The sequence below is a fragment of the Marinobacter alexandrii genome (assembly GCA_039984955.1).
GTDB lineage: Bacteria > Bacteroidota > Bacteroidia > Cytophagales > Cyclobacteriaceae > Ekhidna.
Genome location: JBDWTN010000007.1, coordinates 2,788,702 through 2,810,421 on the forward strand (window position 1 = coordinate 2,788,702; position 21,720 = coordinate 2,810,421).

General features: G+C 39.2%; 17 protein-coding genes. 5 read left to right on the forward strand and 12 right to left on the reverse strand.

The window, feature by feature from the left end; translation table 11 throughout:
* Positions 1–11: 11 nt before the first annotated feature.
* The 5 genes from ABJQ32_18730 (at position 12) to ABJQ32_18750 (ending at position 6,099) form a co-directional block, all read left to right on the forward strand.
* Complete coding sequence (locus ABJQ32_18730) at positions 12–1,415, forward strand: RagB/SusD family nutrient uptake outer membrane protein (GenBank protein MEP5291699.1); 1,404 nt, start codon at positions 12–14, stop codon at positions 1,413–1,415.
* A gap of 22 nt (positions 1,416–1,437) precedes the next feature.
* A complete protein-coding gene (locus ABJQ32_18735; GenBank protein MEP5291700.1) occupies positions 1,438–2,445 on the forward strand; it encodes a hypothetical protein in 1,008 nt (335 codons plus the stop codon).
* Positions 2,446–2,534: 89 nt separating this feature from the next.
* On the forward strand, positions 2,535–4,097 hold the full coding sequence (locus ABJQ32_18740) for a YCF48-related protein (GenBank protein ID MEP5291701.1): 1,563 nt from the start codon (positions 2,535–2,537) through the stop codon (positions 4,095–4,097).
* A gap of 90 nt (positions 4,098–4,187) precedes the next feature.
* Positions 4,188–5,486: an IPT/TIG domain-containing protein gene (locus ABJQ32_18745; GenBank protein MEP5291702.1), complete on the forward strand. Its 1,299-nt coding sequence runs from the start codon at positions 4,188–4,190 to the stop codon at positions 5,484–5,486.
* A 148-nt stretch (positions 5,487–5,634) separates the two neighbouring features.
* Complete coding sequence (locus ABJQ32_18750) at positions 5,635–6,099, forward strand: hypothetical protein (GenBank protein MEP5291703.1); 465 nt, start codon at positions 5,635–5,637, stop codon at positions 6,097–6,099.
* Between the two features lie 64 nt (positions 6,100–6,163).
* On the opposite strand, the gene ABJQ32_18755 is transcribed toward ABJQ32_18750, so the two are convergent.
* The 12 genes from ABJQ32_18755 to ABJQ32_18810 all read right to left on the reverse strand — a co-directional run bounded on the left by ABJQ32_18755 (position 6,164) and on the right by ABJQ32_18810 (position 21,705).
* A complete protein-coding gene (locus ABJQ32_18755) occupies positions 6,164–7,390 on the reverse strand; it encodes a hypothetical protein (GenBank protein ID MEP5291704.1) in 1,227 nt (408 codons plus the stop codon).
* A gap of 114 nt (positions 7,391–7,504) precedes the next feature.
* The gene (locus tag ABJQ32_18760; GenBank protein ID MEP5291705.1) at positions 7,505–8,470 is read right to left on the reverse strand and encodes an aminodeoxychorismate synthase component I; all 966 of its coding nucleotides are present in this window, start codon (positions 8,468–8,470) and stop codon (positions 7,505–7,507) included.
* A 62-nt stretch (positions 8,471–8,532) separates the two neighbouring features.
* Positions 8,533–8,856: a DUF6787 family protein gene (locus ABJQ32_18765; protein ID MEP5291706.1), complete on the reverse strand. Its 324-nt coding sequence runs from the start codon at positions 8,854–8,856 to the stop codon at positions 8,533–8,535.
* Complete coding sequence (locus ABJQ32_18770) at positions 8,843–9,526, reverse strand: RNA pseudouridine synthase (protein ID MEP5291707.1); 684 nt, start codon at positions 9,524–9,526, stop codon at positions 8,843–8,845. Before ABJQ32_18770 ends, ABJQ32_18765 begins: the two co-directional genes overlap by 14 nt.
* A 54-nt stretch (positions 9,527–9,580) precedes the next feature.
* On the reverse strand, positions 9,581–10,483 hold the full coding sequence (locus ABJQ32_18775) for a type IX secretion system membrane protein PorP/SprF (GenBank protein MEP5291708.1): 903 nt from the start codon (positions 10,481–10,483) through the stop codon (positions 9,581–9,583).
* A 5-nt stretch (positions 10,484–10,488) separates the two neighbouring features.
* Positions 10,489–11,628: a gliding motility-associated C-terminal domain-containing protein gene (locus ABJQ32_18780; GenBank protein ID MEP5291709.1), complete on the reverse strand. Its 1,140-nt coding sequence runs from the start codon at positions 11,626–11,628 to the stop codon at positions 10,489–10,491.
* Between the two features lie 11 nt (positions 11,629–11,639).
* Entirely contained in the window at positions 11,640–13,472 is a 1,833-nt protein-coding gene (locus ABJQ32_18785) for a hypothetical protein (protein ID MEP5291710.1), read from the reverse strand.
* A 107-nt stretch (positions 13,473–13,579) separates the two neighbouring features.
* Positions 13,580–16,144 carry a hypothetical protein gene (locus ABJQ32_18790; GenBank protein MEP5291711.1) on the reverse strand — a complete coding sequence of 855 codons (2,565 nt, stop codon included), beginning with the start codon at positions 16,142–16,144 and terminating at the stop codon, positions 13,580–13,582.
* Between the two features lie 97 nt (positions 16,145–16,241).
* Positions 16,242–16,934, reverse strand: coding sequence for a response regulator (locus ABJQ32_18795; GenBank protein MEP5291712.1), 693 nt, complete (start codon positions 16,932–16,934; stop codon positions 16,242–16,244).
* On the reverse strand, positions 16,934–18,691 hold the full coding sequence (locus ABJQ32_18800; GenBank protein ID MEP5291713.1) for a histidine kinase dimerization/phosphoacceptor domain -containing protein: 1,758 nt from the start codon (positions 18,689–18,691) through the stop codon (positions 16,934–16,936). The genes ABJQ32_18795 and ABJQ32_18800 overlap by 1 nt, the downstream gene beginning before the upstream one ends.
* Before the next feature lie 37 nt (positions 18,692–18,728).
* Positions 18,729–20,087, reverse strand: a complete 1,359-nt coding sequence (locus ABJQ32_18805; protein MEP5291714.1) for a hypothetical protein — start codon at positions 20,085–20,087, stop codon at positions 18,729–18,731.
* 37 nt (positions 20,088–20,124) lie between these two features.
* On the reverse strand, positions 20,125–21,705 hold the full coding sequence (locus ABJQ32_18810) for a peptide chain release factor 3 (protein MEP5291715.1): 1,581 nt from the start codon (positions 21,703–21,705) through the stop codon (positions 20,125–20,127).
* Between the last annotated feature and the right edge of the window lie 15 nt (positions 21,706–21,720).

Below are 21,720 nucleotides of genomic sequence, written 5' to 3' on the forward strand. Positions count from 1 at the left end.
TTTAAAAACAGATGAAAATTTATAAATACATATACGTAGTACTTCTATCATTCTTGGTATTGTCATGTGATAAGAATTTGGATATTGTTCCGCAAGATGTACTGGATGCGGAAATTGCAATAACGAGTATAGAAGACGTTGAAAAAGTTCTGCTAGGCGCATACGCGACTTTGCGAAGAGATGGCCTGTATCAAGAATCTATGTTCTTTTTGCCAGACCTATTAGCCGATAATTTGCGAATTGGTCAAACGAATGGAGGTTCATTCAGAACAGAAGCCAATTGGCAATATTCATCTGGCGATGATATTGATGTTTGGGATGAGGCTTATACACTTATTTTCAGGAGCAATTCAGTCATTGAGAATGCAAATAGGTTTGAGGATAGTCAAATCAAAAACAGAATTAAAGGGCAAGCTTATGCTTTAAGAGCACTCGCACATTTTGATCTTCTAAGGTATTACGGAGAAGAGTATGGAAGAAATTCCGAAAGAAGAGGAGTTCCGGTTGTTACATCTTTTAGTGCTACACCTCCAGCCAGAGAAACTATTTCAGAAGTATATGATCAGATATTCGATGATTTGTTTGAAGCACTTGTGCTACTGGGAGACATTGACAAAGAAATACAAGAAGATGGACCTCATCTTATGGATTTAAGGGCTGTTAATGCCCTCCTTGCAAGAGTTTCTCTATATGCTGAACAATGGCAAGATGCAGCAGATTATGCATCAGAAGTGATAAGCTCAGGAACTCTTTCTAATCCAACTGAATATGCTTCTATGTGGTCTGATGATGCTGACGGTGAAGTCATTTTTAGCGTAAGGTTTGCTACTGCTGATGAAGGAAGGCTCGGGAATAGCTTATTAGATAATGGAAGGGTCTCTTCTTTTACACTGACCGTTGATGCAGCTGAGCTTTATGATCAAGTCAATGATGTACGGTACAACTCATTTGTTCTACTTAATCCCGGCTCAAATCCTGGAGATGATGTGTATCTGCCAAACAAATACCCTGGAAGAGGAGGGCAAAGTGGATTAAACAATGCAAAGATTTTGAGACTAAGCGAAATGTACCTCATTCGAGCAGAAGCAAATGCAAATATTGTAGGGCAAGATGCTGCTGCTGTGGCAGACTTAAATGAACTACGAAGAAGTAGAATTACCGGATATGTAGATGAAGATTTAACAGGAGAAGCGCTTGATGAAGCTATCCAGCTAGAAAGAAGAAAGGAGCTCATGGTGGAAGGTCATCGATGGTTTGATCTAAGAAGGATCAATGGTTCTGTGGAGAGAGGGGCGGATTGCAGAGGCCTAACAGTGAACTGTGTATTACTGAGTGGAGATCATCGATTTGTCTTTCCGATACCTCAGGATGAAATCCTTGCAAATCCGAATATGAGACAAAGCGACGGTTATTAATTCCCCTCAAAACTTTAAGAAAATGAAAAAATACATATACATACTTTTTGCAGCATTTGCATCTATTTCATGTGAGGTTGACAATATTGGGCCTCTTTTAAATGATCTGGATATCATCTTTTTTGTGGAAGATGAAGTAAGTGTAAAAGAGGATCAATCAACTGACGTAATTGTTGAGTTAAACTCCATAAAAGGAGGAAACTCAGCGACTCTTACACTTGGAGGAACAGCCGTTGAAGGAGTAGATTATACAATCGTCGGAGGGCTTGATATCACTTTTCCTGAAGGAATATTTACTGCAAGCATAGCTATTACCCTGATTGATAATCTAAATCCGGATGATGATCATGCTATTATTCTATCACTTCCTGAAGGGCAAGGATATTCAGATAGCACTAAGAGAGAATTTATTGTCAATATCATTAATAACGAAGTAAGTTCTGGAACGGTCGTGTCAGCGATCTCAACTACAAATGATGACGTAGAAGAAGGAGCGACAGGCCCTTTGGACTTTGATAGTAGCGACTTGGAATTAGGAGAGTTTGATACTGGTGGAACACCCGATCGTGGACTTCAAACGATAGGCTTGAGATTTAACAACATCGACATCCCAGCCAATGCCACCATCACATCGGCAAGCATTCAGTTTACTACAGATACACCTGGATCAGGGGATGCGGAGTTAACAATATATGGAGAAAATGTGGGCAATTCGACAGAGTTTGTAGATGAAGACTTTAATGTTTCAACACGAGATAGAACGACAGCCAATACGGTATGGTCTATTCCTGTGTGGGTAGCAGAAGGCGATAAGTCAGACGCTCAGCGAACAGCGGACCTTTCAGCTATCGTGCAAGAAATTGTAAACAGAGATGACTGGTCTGCACAAAATAATATGAGCTTCATCATGATCCATACGGGTATAAGCGCAGGTGTAACTTCTAATGATGCCGGCCGAGAAGCCGAAACTGTAGACGGCACTGATGATGGAGTTGATGCTCCAGTTCTCACCATAGAGTGGGAGATATAAAAGAACCTCTTTGTACTTGCTGAATCAGTGTCACAGAGAGTGTGACACTGATTCCAATCTTGACTAATTATTAATCTAAACTTAATGCAATGAAAAATTCACCTATGAAATTCAAAGGAATATTCCTTTATGCAAGCTTTATGATTTTTGGTATGGCCTTACTTTCCTGTGGAGGAGATGATGGGGTTACAGTGACGCCACCAGACCCACCAACTGTCACTGCGATAGATCCTAGCTCAGGTTTGGTAGGAACTGAAGTAAGTATCACAGGGACAAATTTTGGAACGACTACCTCTGATGTTTCAGTGAGTTTCAATGGAACAGATGCTGTGGTAACCGCGTCTACAGAAACTTCTATTACGACAACCGTTCCAGATGGTGCGACTACAGGTGCCGTTAGTGTCACCATAGGAACAACCGTTGTTCAAGGCGGGCCTACTTTTACAGTTACAGTTCCTCCAGTACCAACTGTAGTATCTCTCGACCCAGTATCTGGAGATGAAGGAGCTACAGTTACCATAACAGGTACTAATTTTAGTACGACTGCAAGTGAGAATGAAGTTAGCTTTAATGGTACAGCAGCTACCGTTACGGCAGCAACGGTGACAACAATTACAACGACAGTTCCTGTAGGTGCAACCACTGGTCCTGTAACAGTGACTGTTTTAGGCCAGGTTGTAACAGGCCCGGAATTTACGGTTATAGCAGTACCTAAATTCACTTCTCTTATTACATCAAACGTAACTACCAAGTTAGGTAAGGTGCATTTTGCTGATGCTACAACTGCTTATGTAGCAGGTGACGATGGTACCGTATTGAAAAGTACGGATAGTGGTACAACATGGACTGATTTGACAAGTAGCACAGGAATAACAGATGATTTTGAAGCTGTATTCTTTGTGGATGCCAATACAGGCTGGGCAGTTGGTGACGATGGCATAGTGATTAATACTACAGATGGCGGAGCAAATTGGACAGACCAAACGGCAAATACGGGAACAACAGAAACTCTTCGTAGTATTTTCTTTTTGGATGCTAATAATGGATTTGTCGGCGGTAGCGATGGAGTAATGATCACCACGACGGATGGTGGAGCATCATGGAGTACCCAAGCAACGGGGCTGGAAGAGGTTACAACAGTGGGAATGGAAAGAGACGGAGAAAGGGTGTATGATATCTACTTTTGGAATTCAACCAATGGTATAGCAGTAGCTGGAGGAGGAGATATCATCACCACAACTGATGGTGGGACTACATGGGCTTTGCAGGAAGATGTGAATGGTGCAGACGAATCATGGAAAGCAATTCAGTTTACGGATGCCAATACAGGATGGGTAGTAGGTAGTGCTGGTTTTATTTACAAAACGGAAGATGGTGGCGCCAGTTGGACGGCCCAAACAAGCCCTACTACAGAGGCAGATTTCAATGACTTAATACTACTAAGTGACAATACATTGATAGCTGTTGGGGATCATAATGAAGCCAGAGACATTACTTCATTTGTTGCTGTAACTGTGGATGGTGGTACTACCTGGACACGTCAGGATCATATGCTTACGCTAGTAGCAGATGATATAGAGCTAAACGGAGTTGCATCGTTTGATGGAACCACAATCATTGCTGTAGGCGATGATGGAACAATCTTGAAATAAATACTATGGCCATTCAGAGATACGATTATATCTGAATGGCCTATTTATTTGAGTGCCACTATGGCCGATTAACTGAATTAAAAAAAGCAAATGAATCATTTGAAACAAATCACATTAATCATATCTGTTATCCTTCCCGTCCTCATTTTTGCTTCATGTTCCAAAGATGAACAAGAAGAGAATGTTGATGAAGTTTTACTTCCAATAATCACTTCTATTACTCCCTTACAAGGGCAAGAGGGAGATCCTGTAACCATAAAAGGAGCTAATTTTAGTGCAAATACGACACAGATTAAAGTAGATTTTAATGGTGTTGAATCAGACGAAATTTCTTTTTCTTCTATTGCTCAAATTTCGACCGTAGTGCCAAAAGGTGCGACAACTGGCGAAATTTCTGTGACAATAGTAGAGCAGACAGTTAAAGGTCCGATTTTCACGATCGAAGAGGAGGGAACTGGAGTGATTACTCCTCCTGTTGGGCAAGAAAAAACACCTTCGAATTTTAAGATTGCCTTTTTTGGAGACTCAAATATCGGTTCGGCGGCAAAAGCAGTACTGAATTTGGTTAAAAGTGAAGGAGCAGACGCTGTAGTTCACCCGGGAGATCTCAACTATGCAGAGATTCCTGTAGACTTTGAAAGTCATATAAATGAAATTTTGGGAGCTGATTATCCTTACTTTTTTTGTGTAGGGAATCATGATGATGAAGCTTGGAATGGTCCGAATAAGTATCAGTCTTTTTTAGAGGAAAGATTCAAAAGGTTGGGCATTTCGTGGAAAGGTCAGTTGGGAGTGACAAGTTCGTTTTATTATAAAGGAATTTTCTTTGTCATATCAGCACCGGATGAATTTGGAATTACTTCTGCATCTGCGGGAAATCATATTCGAAAAGAACTCGCACAAGACGAATCAGTCTGGAGAATTTCGTTTTGGCACAAGAACCAACGCCTGATGCAGGTAGGTGGAAAAAGCAATGAAGCAGGATGGAATGTGTACGAAGAATCTCGAAAAGGGGGGGCGATCATTGCGACAGCACATGAGCACTCGTATAGTAGAACTCATGAGATGAGTAATTTCCAAAATCAGGTTATTTCAAGTACAGAAAACACCGTCAATTTATGGAAAGATGATGCGTCAACGAGTAGTCTTGATGAAGGTAGATCTTTTGCCTTTGTATCAGGTTTAGGAGGGAAAAGTATCAGAGATGCTGAAAGCGGATTAGATCAGAACCCATGGTGGGCTGATGTTTATCACTCCAATAATGGTGGACAGCATGGAGCTCTTTTTGGTGAGTTTAATTATGAAGGCGATACTTCATTGGCACGGTTCTACTTTAAAGATATTGATGGAACTGTGAGAGATGAATTTTTTGTGCGATCGAATAATTGATGAATAGTATTATTGATTAATGACAGTAGATGATTGCTTAGCGACGCAATAAATAGTCCTTTTGGCGAGTTTTAAAGTCCGATAATCGAATTAAATCATTATCAGCTGATAATAGATCTAGCTTTAAATAAACTAAAGATGAGGATTTATGTCAGTTAACACAATCTTGCCGCCTATTCAAACCTTCGATTTTGTCTCTGAGGAGAATGGCAGTCTGCTGCTACTAAATAAAGAATTGCGAATAGTCAAAATAGAATGGCATGGACGTGTAGATGCTCATACTGCTTCTGAAATTTTGAATAAGGGAGCAGACCTCATTGAAAAGGGTATTTGTACCAGGTTACTGCTTAATCGTAAAGAACTTGATGAATTTACCAAAGAGGCAAGGCAATGGATAAAGGATGATTTACTGAAAAAGCGTGCTAAGTCTTTAGTTCACAAAGTAGAAAAGGTTGCCACAGTAAAATCTGTTACAAAAATGGGGAACCTGTTTGCTACTATACTTTCAACCGCAACTAGAATAGTCTTTCCTGGTTTGAAAATGAATAATTTTGATACAGAAGAAGAGGCAATTTCGTGGATGGTAGAACCTCAAAGAAATAGGGTAGCGTGAAATAGTTAAAGCAGAAGGCCTGCTAATTTAGCAGGCCTTTTGATTTCCAATATGGATAATTTTTTCATTGCTCATTTGCAAGACAAACTCCATCCACACATATTCCGTCACATATAAATACACCGCAAATTGTAGGGTCATCTTGACATGTACCATTGATGCATACTTTGCCACGTGGGCAAATGACTCCAAAGCAAGGATCAACAGGTATTGGAATACATTGACCGCCTCGACAAAACTTTCCTTCAGGACATTCTACCCATGCACATCTATTTCCTGCAGGTCCTTCACAATTTCCATCAGCACATGTTTCTTCGGCATTGCAGCTTAAATATCTGGTGCCGGTCGATGGACTGTCTCCCCATGCCCAGAGATTTTCAAAGCGTGATTGATAAAAAATTGCGCCATTTAAAGTGGTGGCTAATGTTGTTTTATTAATCCAACGATATGTATTGATTCCCACCGGTCTGTAAGACGTTCTAGAGACGTTTATTTTTGGCCCCAAATTGACATTATACCACACTGTCCACTTAAAAAAACCAGTAACTGATCTTTTGGTAGGTTTCCATACTCCAAAAATTTTCCGCTCTGCAAAAACCTGACTTTGAACTACTAATGTTTGCCTCCAAGGAACTGGGGTGTAATTGATTTTGGTGTCTAATTCTGTAGTGGTTCTATTGTTATAGCTTGTATCTGTTATTCTATTGTACTTATTGCAAGTGATGGCTTCTGTGCTCGGAGTAGTTGAGTTGTCATATTCATAAACGACACTCACTCCTTCTTTTACAGTTTTAGAAAATTGAATTATTTCATTTAGTTTTTCTGCTTGGGAAACTGGCACGCTTATTAAACCTTCATTAAACAGCTTGTATCGATCTTCTTCAATCACAAACAACCCATTTACATTGGCCAATAAATGACTAGTTGTTTCCTCAGTAGCGCGAACAATTGTTTTTTCTCCGTCTTCTTCGACTATCTTGACATATGCTGAATGTTTATTTACGAATTCTTCAAGATCTTGAGGACTAGTAAATTCAGTTTCAGCGAGCTTGTCCATTATCATCTCTGTTTTTCTTTGAAGAGACATAAAACTTCTAGCCTCTTCAAATAGAATTAGTTCATCCAAGCTTAGGTTCTCTACTTGGGCTAAGTAATCGGTAACAGCTTGACCTGAGTAGAAGCTCAATAATGTTTGATCTTGTTCAATGATCAAATCCAGATCATTTTCATGCATCTGGCAGCTTATGCCAAACAAAAAACTTGTGATAAGAATAAGAATGTAATTTCTCATATTAGGGTTTTTTAGGTATAACATTTTGACTTTATGTAAAATATCAAAATTCATACTTATATTTTTATCGAATGTCAATTTTTCATGAAGTTGTTTTAACTAGGTGTCATTAATCTAGCTTATAGGTAAGTACACCTTATCCACCATCTCCTGATATTCTTTTTCAGCCTCACTAAAAGAGGTAATACCCCCTCCGCTGCAATAGAAAAGTTGGTTTTCTTCTTTTTTGATGAATCGAATCATTACGCCAGTTTCAAGTGATTCTCCATCAAAATGACCACAAATTCCGGTGTAAAAATTACGATCATATCGCTCTACTTGTTGGATGATTCTAAGAGTCTCTGGTTTAGGGGCTCCAGAAATAGATCCTGCTGGGATAAGCTTAGATAAGATGGTACCTATGTTGCTTTTCCAGTCCCTACTTAAATGGCCTCTTACTTCCGAGCTTATTTGCAGTAGCTTCTTATCATTGGTCATCAATTCATCAACGTATCGAAACTTCGTCACCTCCACTTGGTTCGCCACTTGACTCAAGTCATTTCTAATCAAATCCACGATGGTCACATGTTCTGCTCTTTCTTTGATATCCCCTAAAATTATCTCTTCAGCATTATGGAGGCTCCCGTCAATGGTACCTTTCATTGGGTACGAGTAAATATGATCATCTTCTATTTTAACAAAAGTCTCTGGAGAAAAGACGACAAACTGGCCTGGTACAAGTAGTTTATATTTTGCTTGAGAGTATTCGAAGATTTGATCGAGTGATAGATTAGTTTCAATAGGAGTTTTGAAAGTGAGGTTCGTCAAAAATGAATTGCCTACATTAATTTCATGAATGACCTGATCAAAAGCGCGCTTGAAACTCTCAAAACTTAACGGGGCTTTTCTAAATTCTACATTCTGAATTCTGAATTCTGAATAAGGAGTTCCAACCTTTAGATGAAATGATCCCCGTAATTGTGCTGAAGAATTTTGCTCGATACACCAACTTTCTCCCAGAAAATTACAGTAAAACGAAAACGGTAGTTGAGCCGATCCGAGTTCATTTAGCTTTGATATGGCATCACTTTTTGTCAGCATCAGACTCATACTTTCATAAAATTGAACCACTCATGAGAGTTGCTCACCTTTAGATATAATTTCTAGTCTTTTTTATCTTGTTCCCATCTAGCGGGTTTAATGCCGAAGCGTCTCAACATTTTTTGCTCGTATCTCCAGAAGAAAGCAAACTGGCCAAAAATAAACCCATAACAAAGGAGGATAATATTATAGATTGGCAGGATCATAAGAATATAGATTACGGTCATCCACCATTGCTTTTCTCCACCTCCGGTAATTAAACTCAGGATAGGCTCCCGAATAAACAGGACAGTAAATCCAGTGCAAGCAAAAACGATTAACACGACCACTACCTGAAAAAGGCTTTTAAGCCCCCATTTTTCTTGCAACTTCTTAATCCAACTCATTGATGAATGCCTCGAAATCAGGCCATTTTGGTTTAGAGATAACTTTAATTGGTTCCTTTTTTACTGGATGGACAAACTCCAGTTTGTATGCATGCAAATCGATACTATTATCCTTATTAAGCTTAGAGAAACCATACTTTACATCGCCTCTTATGGAAGTGCCATTCTCACGCATTTGGATACGTATTTGATGAGGGCGACCAGTTTTTGGTATTACTTCCAAAAGGGATACTTTACTGTGAGATGCTAACATTCGATAACTTAAAATAGCCTCCTTAGCCCCGCTAACTGGCTTGTGTCGTACATGCGCTTTATTTTTCTTGGTGTCTTTTTCAAGCCAATGCCTTAAGGTTTGTTCGGAATTATTGGGAACCCCATCGACTACTGCCAAATAGGTTTTTTTGATTTCATGATCATGAAAGAGTTTATTCATTCGTTCCAATGCTTTGGAAGTGCGGGCAAAAACGACAAGTCCACCCACTGGTCTATCCAATCGATGGCAAGGTTGGCAAAATACATTACCAGGTTTATTATATTTTTTTCGGATGTATTCTGTAGCTATTTCCGTAAGTGTGGTATCACCTGTTTCATCTGGTTGTACCAACCATCCGGTGAGCTTTTCAACAATCAGCAGATGATTGTCCTCATATTTTACGACCAAATTTTGCATTGTGCCGCAAAATTAGTCATCTAAAGTGTGGCTGACTATCAATGTGGCTAAACTCTAAAAATACTTTTCTTGAAACATCGATCTTCGAGATACATTAAAATTGAATTTCACTGAAACTTCGTGAGTTCCATAGTTTCCGTAAACCAATGAATTACTGGGCATTTCGAAGGAGTACCCTATTTGTATATTATCAGAAGCATCTATGATCCCGAACACTCCAAAGTGTTTTAAGTCTCTTACACTTATCCCTGCCCACATGACCATGTCGAGATAAACACTGCCAGTCAGGTCGAAGGAAAAAGCATCTCCTTCAAAAGATCTGACTAATGCCATGACTTTAAAGGGCATCCGGTTAATCTCTTTTGCAAAACCAGTCGTGAAGTAATAGTGTCGTTTGTATCGCTCCGAAGTGGTTACACCATCTGAAACTGAGGAATTAAGTATCCGAGGTATGGAAGCACCTGCAAAAAAATTCTGATTCATGTACATGAACCCAACACCGAAATTAGGTTTTATGATGTTATCATGACCTTGCATAATTTCAGGGTCATCAAAGAAATCAAATTCAACTCCTGAAAAATCGTAACCATACTGAACAAGCCCACCCTGGATGCCCATAGCAAATCGAGCATCTCTCATATTGATATTGTAAGAACCTATGAATTGTATTTCATAGTTGCTACTTACACCAAACCGATCATTAAGTACAATACCCCCAATTCCAGCTTTTCCTCCATTTATGCCAGTCTGTGCGGTAATCGTACTTGTTTGAGGTGCTCCATCAATTCCAGCCCATTGAAATCGCGTAATAGCTCCAACAGATAGCCTATTATACATACCTGCGTAAGCAGGGTTTATCATTAACTGGTTAAACTGATACTGATTATACAGCGGATCTTGTTGGCAATAAGTGATTGCGGGAAGGAGTAGGATGAGTATGTATGCTAGCTTCTTCATGACAATTAATTTTTTACGTAAATGAATCCAGCCTCTCTTTTACTGCCTGTCAATTGAACAGTATAGTAATAGCTTCCTGTCGCCAGCATTCCACCTATTCCAACATTAGCACTACCACGGAAGACTTTTTCCTGATTATTATAGCCACTCATTTCAAACACTTTGTTTCCCTGTCTATCAAAGATTTCTACCTTGTTGTTTTCGTAGAATTCAATGTTTTCAATCCGCAGAAAATCATGCTTGCCATCTTGTAGTGAAGTGACCACATTGACGACTGTAATAGGTGGATCACTTAAGCTTCTATCAGATAATAGGTAATAGCCCCATATGATAGGTGTGTTGACTGATATGATTCCTGATTCTAGTGTTCCCGAAAGTTCAGAGTCTCCTACAATTTCAAGTGGGTCAGATATTATTTGGTTAAATGCGATAGCAGCTTCTTCCTGAGTTTCAATAAATACTTCACTTATTACTGGTAAGGAAATGCCATCAGAACTGAAAGAATCGTTTTCGAAGATTTGCCAATACCTATTTGAAGAAAAGGAGTCTATTTCTGAAGATGCGTCTGAATCCAACCCACCACTAAAAGCTTGAATACCTACAGGTTCAGTGCTTTGAATATTAGTTAGATCGACAGGTAAAAACTCAGATTCTGATCCAATAGGGAAGGTGAAATCTCCGGAACTGGTGGTGAACAGAGCTCCGTCAATGTAAGAGTTTGGGCTTGCGCCGGAGATTGATGCACCTTCCTCAATGGTAATTTTAGTATCAGTTGTCAATGACACAATTCCTGAAGTCAACGTTAGTGATTTTGTGATTGAAAGATCCGAAATGACAGCTACTCCTGAGGAATTAATCTCTAGGTTTCGATAACTAGATTCACCTGATTCAAATAATTGATTTTCACCAAGTAGAGAGAAGGTGCCGGAAACCGAACGATAGTCACCACTATTCATCCAGTTTCCGTATAGTCTCAATGCACCCTCGTTTTGTATCGTTCCGCTATTAGAAATATTTCCTTGCACAGTGAAAGGAATCCCTTCATCAATGGTAAGTAAACCATCACTATTTGTTAGGAGCGCTTGTGCATACATGGATACACAAGCTCCAAATGAAATAATAAAAAATAGATTCAATTTTTTCATGTCCTTTGTTATTAATCAGCTTGAGAAACTGTGTAGGTTATCTTTATTCCATGCAGTTGGAGCTCTGATCCATCACTATCTGAGCTGGTGAACCTTAAAAAATAGGCATAGGTAGAGTTATCAATAGTGCCGTTAAAAATCGTATTATCGGTAAGCTGTGTAACAACGGTACTCTGCGTTACTGCATCTGTCTGAACTACAGACATGTTTTGATTGAAAGTAGATAATCCTATTTGATTGCGTGTTAATTCAACACGAACGAATTCAGCTGCGTCATTGTCGACGACCCACGCGTCAACTTGTGTGATGACGGCATTATCTGGAAGTTTAACAGGTGCTGTTGCAAAGGCTTGTCCTCCCGAACCTCCAGAAAAGAAAACATACAGATTTACAGAAAGAGGAGTTAGTAAAACCTCTTCTGCAATAGCTACATTAAGCACTTGAAATTCGGTAGGATGGTAAGATGCTACTTTGGTCTTGGCAGAGGCATAGGTATAAGCATTTGTTGCAGGAATTTCTACGTCATTTGTAACCGTTAGCTGTCCGGTTACATCTAAGGTGCTATTCACATCCACAGCTCCATTTAGCTCCGTTGTTCCAACAACATCTAGTCGTGCTCCAGGTGAAGCTTCATTAATTCCAACATTGCCTGTTGCATAATTTATGGTTGTCCCACTAGTGTTCCACTGGCTTTGAGTTATAGAAGACCAGCTTGGATTTGTCCCGTCAGTTGTCAGAAAGTTTCCATTTTGACTGGTCTGAGTAGGAAGTTCGATTTCATTTGTAATACTATTATCCAGATTGTTTGGAACATCAATGGTCAGGTTTGGATAAGTTCCGCCGATGGTTACATTCCCATTACCTCCGTCTGCAAGCGATACAGTTTGGTCTGGGGCGCTGTTTGTCACTTCAAAATCATCTCCACTTTGACTTACAGAGATACCGGTTCCAGCGGAGACAGTTTGATCTTCGTTTGTAGGATTTGAATCAGCATCATTAACATTAAGTGTAAGTGACGACCCACTAGAAAGTGTGATATCCCCTGCTGTTCCGTCAGTGCTTATATTTTGAATTTCATTGGAAGTACTTCCATCTACTTCTGATAGTAAGTAGCCATTATTATTAGCGAAATTGTCTACATCTGTCTCTGTAAGGTTGGTATTTATTGAAGAAATATCAATTGCATTACCTCCTGTAATTGATAAGTTGTTTCCTGATAAACTCAGTGTTTGATTGTCAGTATTGGTTCCTGCAAATGGAGACAGATCTACAGCTGATGAACTATTGGTAAGTGAGAGTGTATTTCCTGAAATAGTTAGATCCTGAAATTCATTGGAAGCATCAGCATCAGCATCATTAGCGTTTTTGATGTAGCCCAACGCTGTGATATCAGTGTCCGATAATTGCGTATCATCATCACCATCTGATAAATCAGCGGGAACATTCGTGAGGTTGTCAAAGTCAAGATCACTCCAGAGCGTATTAGATCCGTCGGTGGTTAGGTACTTGTTATTCTGCCCAGCCTGATTCGGTAAGGGGTCTATGTTGCCGGAAGCCAGCCCCACCCACTGATCGGTTATCCAGAAGAAGAATTTGTTTTCATCTTCATCATAGACCATTAAACCATTGTCTGATGCGGAGAGGTTTGAAGTAAAGGAATCGGCATTTCTTTCAGAAGTGGTCATTCTAGGGACAAGTAGCCCTTGGTTATTATCGGGAGCAACCAGCTCTAGTATGGCATTTGAGTTTGGTTCCTCCGTGCCAATACCTACAGATTGAGCAAACGAAGAGATCGACAGAAGGAAAAATCCTACTGTTAAAAGGCGTGTGATTTGGTGTTTCATTTTTAAGAACGTTGAGACTATATTATTAATTTATCCAACTATTGATTGGATAAATAATATTTAAAGTGAACAACCAAAATTTTGAGTGAACGACATATTCCTGCCTTTTAATTGAACCTTTTGGCGCAGAGGAAAAAGTTTGATTGGTCAGGTGACGCTATCGTGTTGATAGCCTGTGCTTCGCTTCCCCCAAAATTGGTGTTGGATATTGATACCTCGATTTTATCTCCTGCATTAAGTAATAAGTCGGCAGAAAACCCAATGGAACTTTGAATGGAATTCGGAGCGAATGATTTAACATACAATGTACTACCATCAGTAATGGTAATTGTGACCAATCCTGTAGGAATATTTGAGAAAATCAATAGTCCGCCGAAGTTATATAATCCGTTCTCTGGTACACTGTAAACCCCAGAAGGTGCATCGTAGGATCCATCAATATCGTACACTTCTGAATCAAATAATAGGTTACTTGATCCCACAGGAATAGTTCCATTTTTGCTCAATGTTGCTTTAAAAGCAGAAGGTTCAAAGGTTCTGCCATCTAGTTCAGAGTCCGTTGCAAAAGTTCCTCCGATATTGACACTTCTGGTTCCGCCTCCATCAGTAACCCTAATGGAGGTGCCGGACAAACTCATTCCTGTGTTATATTCATTGGAAGCACTTTTATCACCATCAGCAGCAGCACTTGCAGCTAGTTCTGCGTCTGTGGCGAATGTTCCTCCAATGTTTACACTTCTGGTGCCACCTGCATCGGTCACTCTAATGGATGTCCCGGATATAGTCATGCTTGTATTTAATTCGTTGGTTGTACTTGCATCAGCATCGTTTACATCATCGCCATCACTTAAGCCAGCAGGTATGCCTGATAGGCTGCCGAAAACTCCATCAAAATCATCTGAAGCATCGGTATCATAACCGGTAATGTCTGTTGCAGTTAAAAAGCCATTATCGCTAACGAACCCGTCAACTTGAGCTTCTGATAATTGAGTATCATCATCTCCATCATCCAGACCAGTCGGAATACCTGAGAGGCTACCAAAAACTCCATCAAAATCATCAGAAGCATCGGTATCAAAACCGCTAATGTCTACTGCTGTTAGATATCCATTGTCGCTAACGAACCCGTCAACTTGAGCTTCTGACAATTGTGTATCATCGTCACCATCATCCAGACCAGTTGGAATACCTGAGAGGCTACCAAAAGCTCCATCAAAGTCATCGGAAGCATTGGTATCATAGCCACTAATGTCTGTAGCAGTTAAAAAGCCATTGTCACTAACGAACCCGTCAACTTGAGCCTCTGACAATTGCGTATCATCATCTCCATCACCTAGACCAGTTGGAATACCTGAGAGACTACCGAAAGCTCCATCAAAATCATCTGAAGCATCGGTATCAAAGCCACTAATGTCTGCAGCAGTTAAAAAGCCATTGTTGCTAACAAATCCATCTACTTCAGCTTCGGTCAGGTTAGTATCTACTCCAGAAATATCGAGGGTATTGCCACCAGTAATCGAAAGATTATCTCCTGATAAACTCAGGGTTTGATTATCAGTATTTGTACCTGAAAATGGTGAAAGATCGATATTTACTGAACTATTAGTCATGGAGAGGGTACTTCCTGATAATGTCAGATCTTGAAACTCATTGGATGAACTAGCATCTCCATCATTTACATTTAGGTTGAGAGTAGACCCACCTGAGAGTGAAATATTTCCTGCAGCTCCAGTGGTGCTAATGTTTTGAATTTCATTCGAATCATCTTTGTCGCCATCAGCGGCATCACTTACAGCTAGTTCCGCATCTGTGGCAAATGTTCCTCCAATGTTTATTCCTTGAGTACTGTTTGCATCAGTTATCTGAATGGTCGTGCCAGAGAGGCTCATCCCAGTGTTCACTTCATTTGTTGTGCTCCCATCAGCCTCAGATGTCAGATATCCATTGTTGTTAGCAAATGCATCTACTTCAGCTTCAGAAAGAGTTGTGTTAATACTTGAAACATCAATAGTATTTCCACCAGTAATTGAAAGATCGGTACCTGACAGGCCAAGCGTTTGGTTATCAGTATTTGTGCCTGAAAATGGTGAAAGATCCACACTGACAGAGCTGTTTGTGAGCGATAAAGAATTTCCAGTAATCGACAAATCTTGAAGTTCATTTGATGCGTCGGCATCAGAATCGTTTGCACTCTTTATATAACCTAAATTTGAGATATCTGTATCTGTAAGTTGTGTGTTATCATCACCATCAGAAAGATCAGCTGGTACATTCGATAAGGTATTGAAGTCAATGTTTTCCCAAAGTGCAGTTGTGCCGTTCGTGGTTAAATATTTCCCACTTTGACTTGCTTGGTCAGGTAGTCCACTGAGATTTCCAGTGGCTAGTTCTACCCACTGATCATTGATCCAGAAAAAGAATTTATTTTGATCCTCGTCATAAACCATTAAGCCGTTTTCGGATGCAGAAAGGTTTGAAGTAAAGGAATTGGCATTTCTTTCAGAAGTGGTCATTCTAGGAACCAGTAGTCCCTGATCATTATTAGGAGCAACCAGCTCTAGTATGGCATTTGAGTTTGGTTCCTCCGTGCCAATACCTACAGATTGAGCAAGCGAAGAGATCGACAGAAGGAAGAGTCCTGCTGTTAAAAAGCTTGTGATTTGGTGTTTCATTTCTAAGAACTTTTAGAGACTATATCACCAAATTATCCAACTATTGATTGGATAAATAATATTTAAAGTGAACAACCAAAATTTTGAGTGAACGACATTATAGAATAGAAATTCGCTCTTGAAACTCTGACTTGTATGACCTGCCTATGGGAATTTTTTCCTGATCCACGTATGCATATCCACCTTTAATCATGGTGATATGATCCACACGTATGGCATACGATTTATGTGTTCTTACAAAATCCGCCCCCGGGAGTTTAAGTAAAATTGATTTAAGCGTTTGGCTGACTAATATCTCTTCTGAAAAAGTATAAATCTTCGTATAGTTATCCTGTGCTTCCAGGTATTTTATGTCAGTTAGTTCCAGTTGAATAGTTCCCGCTTTTTCTCTTAGATAAATAGTAGATTCCTCTTTTGATTGATCGGTCTTATACAGAGCCATTTCTACATTTATCCGGATATCATGCTGGTTGAATGGCTTCAATAAATATGCAAGAGGATTCGTCACTTTTGCTCGTGAGACTGTGGTGACATTATAATAAGAAGTAATAAAAATAAATGGAGTGTGAAAAGTATGATTTATTTCATTAGCTAGGTCAATTCCATCTTTATCGCTCGATAAGTTGATGTCTAATAAGATTAGATCGAAAGTTTCGCTATTCAAAAATTCAAGTGCATCATCATAGCTCATGGCAATACTTATTTGCCTTATTCCTAAATCTTCCAAAATGAAACTCAGATCTTTTGCAATGAGTGGTTCATCTTCTACAATTAAAACTCTTCTATCCATCAGACAAGCTTATATTTTTTGATACTTAGCAAGGTAGAAGTGCCATTCTGATTCGTAGTTTCCAGTGAAGCTTTTAGCTTCATAGCAAGAGATTCTATCAATACCATTCCAAAAGATTCTCCAGTTGCAGAGCCACTCGATCCAACCCCATTATCACTTACTTTTAATTTAAGCTCGCTTTCTTCTTCCTTAAGACTTACCTGTATAACCCCTTCTTCATTATCAGGGAATGCATGCTTCAATGAATTGCATATTAGTTCGTTTAGTATAAGTCCAATTGGAATAATGGTGTCCACATCGATTAAAAGTTCATCTATCTCGTATTTGAAATCGATATCAGCCCCAGTAGTGTAAGATTGCTTTAAAATTTCTGCTAAGTCTTCAATATATTCTTTAGCATAAACTCCAGATAGGTTGTTCTCCTGATAGAGCTTTTGATGAATCAACGCCATGGATTCTACTCGAGTTTGTCCTTCGTTCACTGCGCCTAGGGCATTTTCATCTGTGATAAAACGTGATTGCATGCTAAGTAGGCTTGAAACGACTTGAAGGTTATTTTTTACGCGATGATGAATCTCCTTGAGAAGTGTTTCCTTTTCATCGAGCGATTTTGCGATTATCTTATTCGCCTTAGACTTAGATCTCACCAGCGCAAAAAGCAATATCGCTCCCAGAATAACCGATGCTGAGACAAGCAGCAAAACGTTTCGTTGGTTTTGCGATTTTTGCTGTTCTACTTGAAGTTTGGAAATCTCAATTTCTTTTTGCTCGCTTTGATATTTTTCTTCGAGCTCATTCAGTGCTTTGGCTCTATCGCTGCTTCTTATTGAGTCATTATCTGCTTGATACTTAAGTTGGAATTTATAAGCATTTTCAAAATCATTTATAGCTGCATAAATACTGGACCCTAAACGATATCTACTACTTCGTATCGTAATGTCATCATATCCATTCGCAAGGTTTTGTGCTTCTGCAAAATAATAAAGTGCTGAATCGTAATTTTTTAGAGAATAATAAGCCGTTATTAGTCCATTATAACTTGATAGGACACTATGAATATCATTGGATGCTTTGTGAGTAGGTAGTGACTTCTTTATATAGAGAATGCTGCTGTCATACACTTCTGCATATGCATAGGTAGTTGCCAGTTCTTCATAGACCGAAGAAATGATGTCACTCTTCGGAAGATTTAGAGCAATTTTTTCAGCTTTTCTCAGGTATTGAAATGATTGAGCATAATCATCGGAATAGTTGGATATTGCTGCAAGATTTATGAGTGAACTGGCAACACCCAATGAATCTCCTAGTTTCTCGTCAATGGTCATGCTTTTTAAAAAATACTCATCGGACTTAGTATAATCTCCATTATAGTAAAATAAGACACCAAGATTATTGTAAGCTTTAGAAAGCTCAGCTACATCATTGATGGATTCATAATACTTGGCAACTTCCACGTAGAGTTTAGCAGCATCTCTCACTTCTCCATTGATGTCATATACAATGGCCAGCATACTTTTGGACCTGGCAATATCATTGAGGTTATTCCTCTTATTGGCAAGCTTCAGGGCCTCTAAGCCATAGTATTTAGCTGAGTCGATATTTGAATATGCATATTCCCAGGCAAGATCTGTTAATAGGATTTGCTTAATACTATCCGGGTTTGAAGTAAGCTCGTTTTTCAAGCTATCAATCAATACTGGACTTTGGCAGAATATGAGTTTTGCCTGAAGGAAAAATACGGTAATTAAAATTCTCATTTATAAATGATGAATCAAATTAGTCAATCCTTTTGGACTAGTCTAATTCTAATGAAAAACCCTTGGCTAGTTCATTAAATGCAGGCTTGCCTTTTACTGTAAAGTAATGATTCAAGGTTTCACCACTATCCCTAGATTGCCATTGCCAAATCATGACGCCAGCGAACCAATCCTGAACCCACACCTTTTCAAAGAAAGCTTGATAGCAATAAGTCTGAGTTTTGGTAGAGATACGTTGAAATTGATTTTCAACAAAATTTTCCCAACCCCACGGATATTGTGCCGCATCTGGTGTGCTTTTATATCCCAACTCAGTGAAGATTATTTCCTTCCCAAATTTTTCGGAGACACTTTGTATTTCTTTTAGATGAACATTCCATCCATCATGTATTTGATTGTATTCTGGCAACTCTGTATCTGCTAAGGGAAAATATGCCTGAATGCCTATGTAGTCTAGCTCATCCCAAAATAGGATTTCTATATACTCTCTATCCCAATTAGCGCCATATACTAACTTTCCAGAATAAACCTTTCTTACCTTTCTGATGAGCGACCTCCAGTAATCTGGTCTTTTAGTTGTTGATAAATAATATTCATTTCCAATACAGAAAAGAGGAAGGCCAAAGCGCTCACTCAGCTTTGCGTATGTAAGAATGAACTGAGTGTAGTTGCTTTCCCATTCTTGCCAATCTTCTTCACTTTCCATCCAAATATCAGCGCGCCATTTCCCATCACTGGGATCACTTATCCAGATATGTGGTTTGATAATGACATCAATTCCCATTTTTTGACAGACATTTATTGTTCTGCGGTATGAAGAATCCCTTCGCTCTATTCTCTCCTCTGATAGCTTGCTCATGGGAACATTGTAGTCTTTCTGATCGGCATATGGGATAAGGATGAGATGTTCTATGTTTCCCTTAGTCAGTTCAATGATTTTTAAGCTATCAACTCTGCCAAAGAAATGCATACCTCTAATCTTTTGATCAGAGTCTGAGTAATGTCTGCTTACGCCTTCATTGTTATAGACAGTTTCATCCCACCTATAATCAAAGTACTCACTTGTCTGATACCAATTGGAGAGTTTGATGAATATGACAATAGCAATTCCTGGGAGCAGAAAAGAGTAAGTAAATCTTAACCCCAATTTTTTAAATTTTCCTTTTCTATATCCACGTATCCAATACTGAATCAACTTTCTGATAAAGTAAGGAATGGATAGAGTGATCCAGACAATCGGTTCTTTAATAAGTCGGAAAATGATCTGAGGAAGCTGGTTTAGGTAGTCAAAGAAGCTTGCTCCTCGGGAGATAAAAAGCATTCCAATGAGAATAACTACTAAAAGAAAACTAGCTGTTATTGAAATGAGTAACCACAAAATTTCCTTTTTCTTCATTTCTCAGAAGTGTATAACGAATTGAGCTTGCGGAAAGCTAGAATTCACTAATAAAGTGGAATTCAATATCTGGAAAATTGTCTTGTACCATTTGCAACCAAGCTTTTGATTCCGCCATGAATACTAACCTACCTTCTTTGTCTTTTGCAATATGTCGCTGCTTGTCTTTGATGAAAGCATCCAGTTTTGATTTATCGGTAGAGCTGATCCAACATGCCTTGTATATGCTCACAGATTCAAATTTCGCATTGGCACTATATTCATTGAGAAGTCGGTGCTGGAGTACTTCAAACTGTAATGCCCCAACAGTTCCTACTACTTTTCTGGATCCAAGTTCAAAAGTGAAAAGCTGCGCCAATCCTTCATCCATCAACTGGTTAAGCCCCTTATCTAACTGTTTAGATTTCATTGCATCCATGTTGATCACCTCACGGAACATTTCAGGGGAGAAAGATGGTATGCCTTTGTACAAACCTTTTTCACCTTCGCTTATAGTATCACCGATTTTGAGGTTGCCTGTATCGTACAGTCCTACAATATCTCCTGGAAATGCTTCTTCAACAGTTTCCTTTTGCTGCGCCATAAAAGCCGTAGCATTTGAGAATCGAATTTGCTTATCCTGTCGAACATGATAGTAATTGCTTCCCCGTTCAAATTTCCCTGAACAGACTCTGACAAACGCAATTCTATTTCGATGCTTAGGGTCCATATTGGCATGGATCTTAAAGATGAATCCTGAGAATTTTTTCTCTTCAGGAGAAATTTCTCTCTCTTCTGTTTCACGTGATTTAGGAGATGGTGCTATTTGTGTGAAGCAATCTAGCAATTCGCGCACTCCAAAGTTGTTGACAGCACTACCAAAAAATACAGGCGCCACCTGACCGCTTAGATAAGTTTGTTCGTCAAACTCATCATATACTCCATTTACTAATTCTATCTCTTCTCTCAGTTCATTCACAAGCGATTCAGGAAGATGCTTGTCCAGTTTGGGATCTTCCACACCTTTTATCTCAACAACATCATCTACCCGTTTTTGCTTGTTAGGTTCATAAAGGTTTACATTATTTTCATAGATATTGTAGACTCCACGAAGTGTTTTCCCCATGCCAATGGGCCAGCTCATTGGTCGAACTTTGATGTCTAGTTTTTCCTCAATCTCATCCAATAGTGTAAAAGCATCCTGTCCTTCACGATCGAGCTTGTTGATAAAACAAATAACAGGAGTCTTCCTCATACGGCATACCTCCATGAGTTTTTCTGTCTGTTCCTCTACACCTTTTACACAGTCTATCACCATGATTACACTGTCTACAGCTGTCAATGTACGATAGGTATCTTCAGCAAAATCTTTATGACCAGGAGTGTCAAGGATATTTATTTTAAGGTCTTTGTATTCAAAGCCCATCACGGAAGTTGCTACGGAGATGCCTCGTTGCTTTTCAATGTCCATCCAATCAGAACGAGTGCCAATGTCGATCTTGTTTGACTTTACCGCGCCAGCTGTTTGAATAGCGCCTCCAAAAAGAAGAAGTTTTTCTGTTAGAGTTGTCTTACCAGCATCAGGGTGAGCAATGATGCCGAATGTTCTACGCCTACCTATTTCCTGTTCTAAAGTCATAATTATGAATTGGAG

Coding starts and splice junctions, on each gene's coding strand:
- ABJQ32_18730 (MEP5291699.1), top strand. CDS start 12: ATGAAAATTTATAAATACATATACGTAGTACTTCTATCATTCTTGGTA.
- ABJQ32_18735 (MEP5291700.1), top strand. CDS start 1,438: ATGAAAAAATACATATACATACTTTTTGCAGCATTTGCATCTATTTCA.
- ABJQ32_18740 (MEP5291701.1), top strand. CDS start 2,535: ATGAAAAATTCACCTATGAAATTCAAAGGAATATTCCTTTATGCAAGC.
- ABJQ32_18745 (MEP5291702.1), top strand. CDS start 4,188: ATGAATCATTTGAAACAAATCACATTAATCATATCTGTTATCCTTCCC.
- ABJQ32_18750 (MEP5291703.1), top strand. CDS start 5,635: ATGTCAGTTAACACAATCTTGCCGCCTATTCAAACCTTCGATTTTGTC.
- ABJQ32_18755 (MEP5291704.1), bottom strand. CDS start 7,390: ATGAGAAATTACATTCTTATTCTTATCACAAGTTTTTTGTTTGGCATA.
- ABJQ32_18760 (MEP5291705.1), bottom strand. CDS start 8,470: ATGCTGACAAAAAGTGATGCCATATCAAAGCTAAATGAACTCGGATCG.
- ABJQ32_18765 (MEP5291706.1), bottom strand. CDS start 8,856: ATGAGTTGGATTAAGAAGTTGCAAGAAAAATGGGGGCTTAAAAGCCTT.
- ABJQ32_18770 (MEP5291707.1), bottom strand. CDS start 9,526: ATGCAAAATTTGGTCGTAAAATATGAGGACAATCATCTGCTGATTGTT.
- ABJQ32_18775 (MEP5291708.1), bottom strand. CDS start 10,483: ATGAAGAAGCTAGCATACATACTCATCCTACTCCTTCCCGCAATCACT.
- ABJQ32_18780 (MEP5291709.1), bottom strand. CDS start 11,628: ATGAAAAAATTGAATCTATTTTTTATTATTTCATTTGGAGCTTGTGTA.
- ABJQ32_18785 (MEP5291710.1), bottom strand. CDS start 13,472: ATGAAACACCAAATCACACGCCTTTTAACAGTAGGATTTTTCCTTCTG.
- ABJQ32_18790 (MEP5291711.1), bottom strand. CDS start 16,144: ATGAAACACCAAATCACAAGCTTTTTAACAGCAGGACTCTTCCTTCTG.
- ABJQ32_18795 (MEP5291712.1), bottom strand. CDS start 16,934: ATGGATAGAAGAGTTTTAATTGTAGAAGATGAACCACTCATTGCAAAA.
- ABJQ32_18800 (MEP5291713.1), bottom strand. CDS start 18,691: ATGAGAATTTTAATTACCGTATTTTTCCTTCAGGCAAAACTCATATTC.
- ABJQ32_18805 (MEP5291714.1), bottom strand. CDS start 20,087: ATGAAGAAAAAGGAAATTTTGTGGTTACTCATTTCAATAACAGCTAGT.
- ABJQ32_18810 (MEP5291715.1), bottom strand. CDS start 21,705: ATGACTTTAGAACAGGAAATAGGTAGGCGTAGAACATTCGGCATCATT.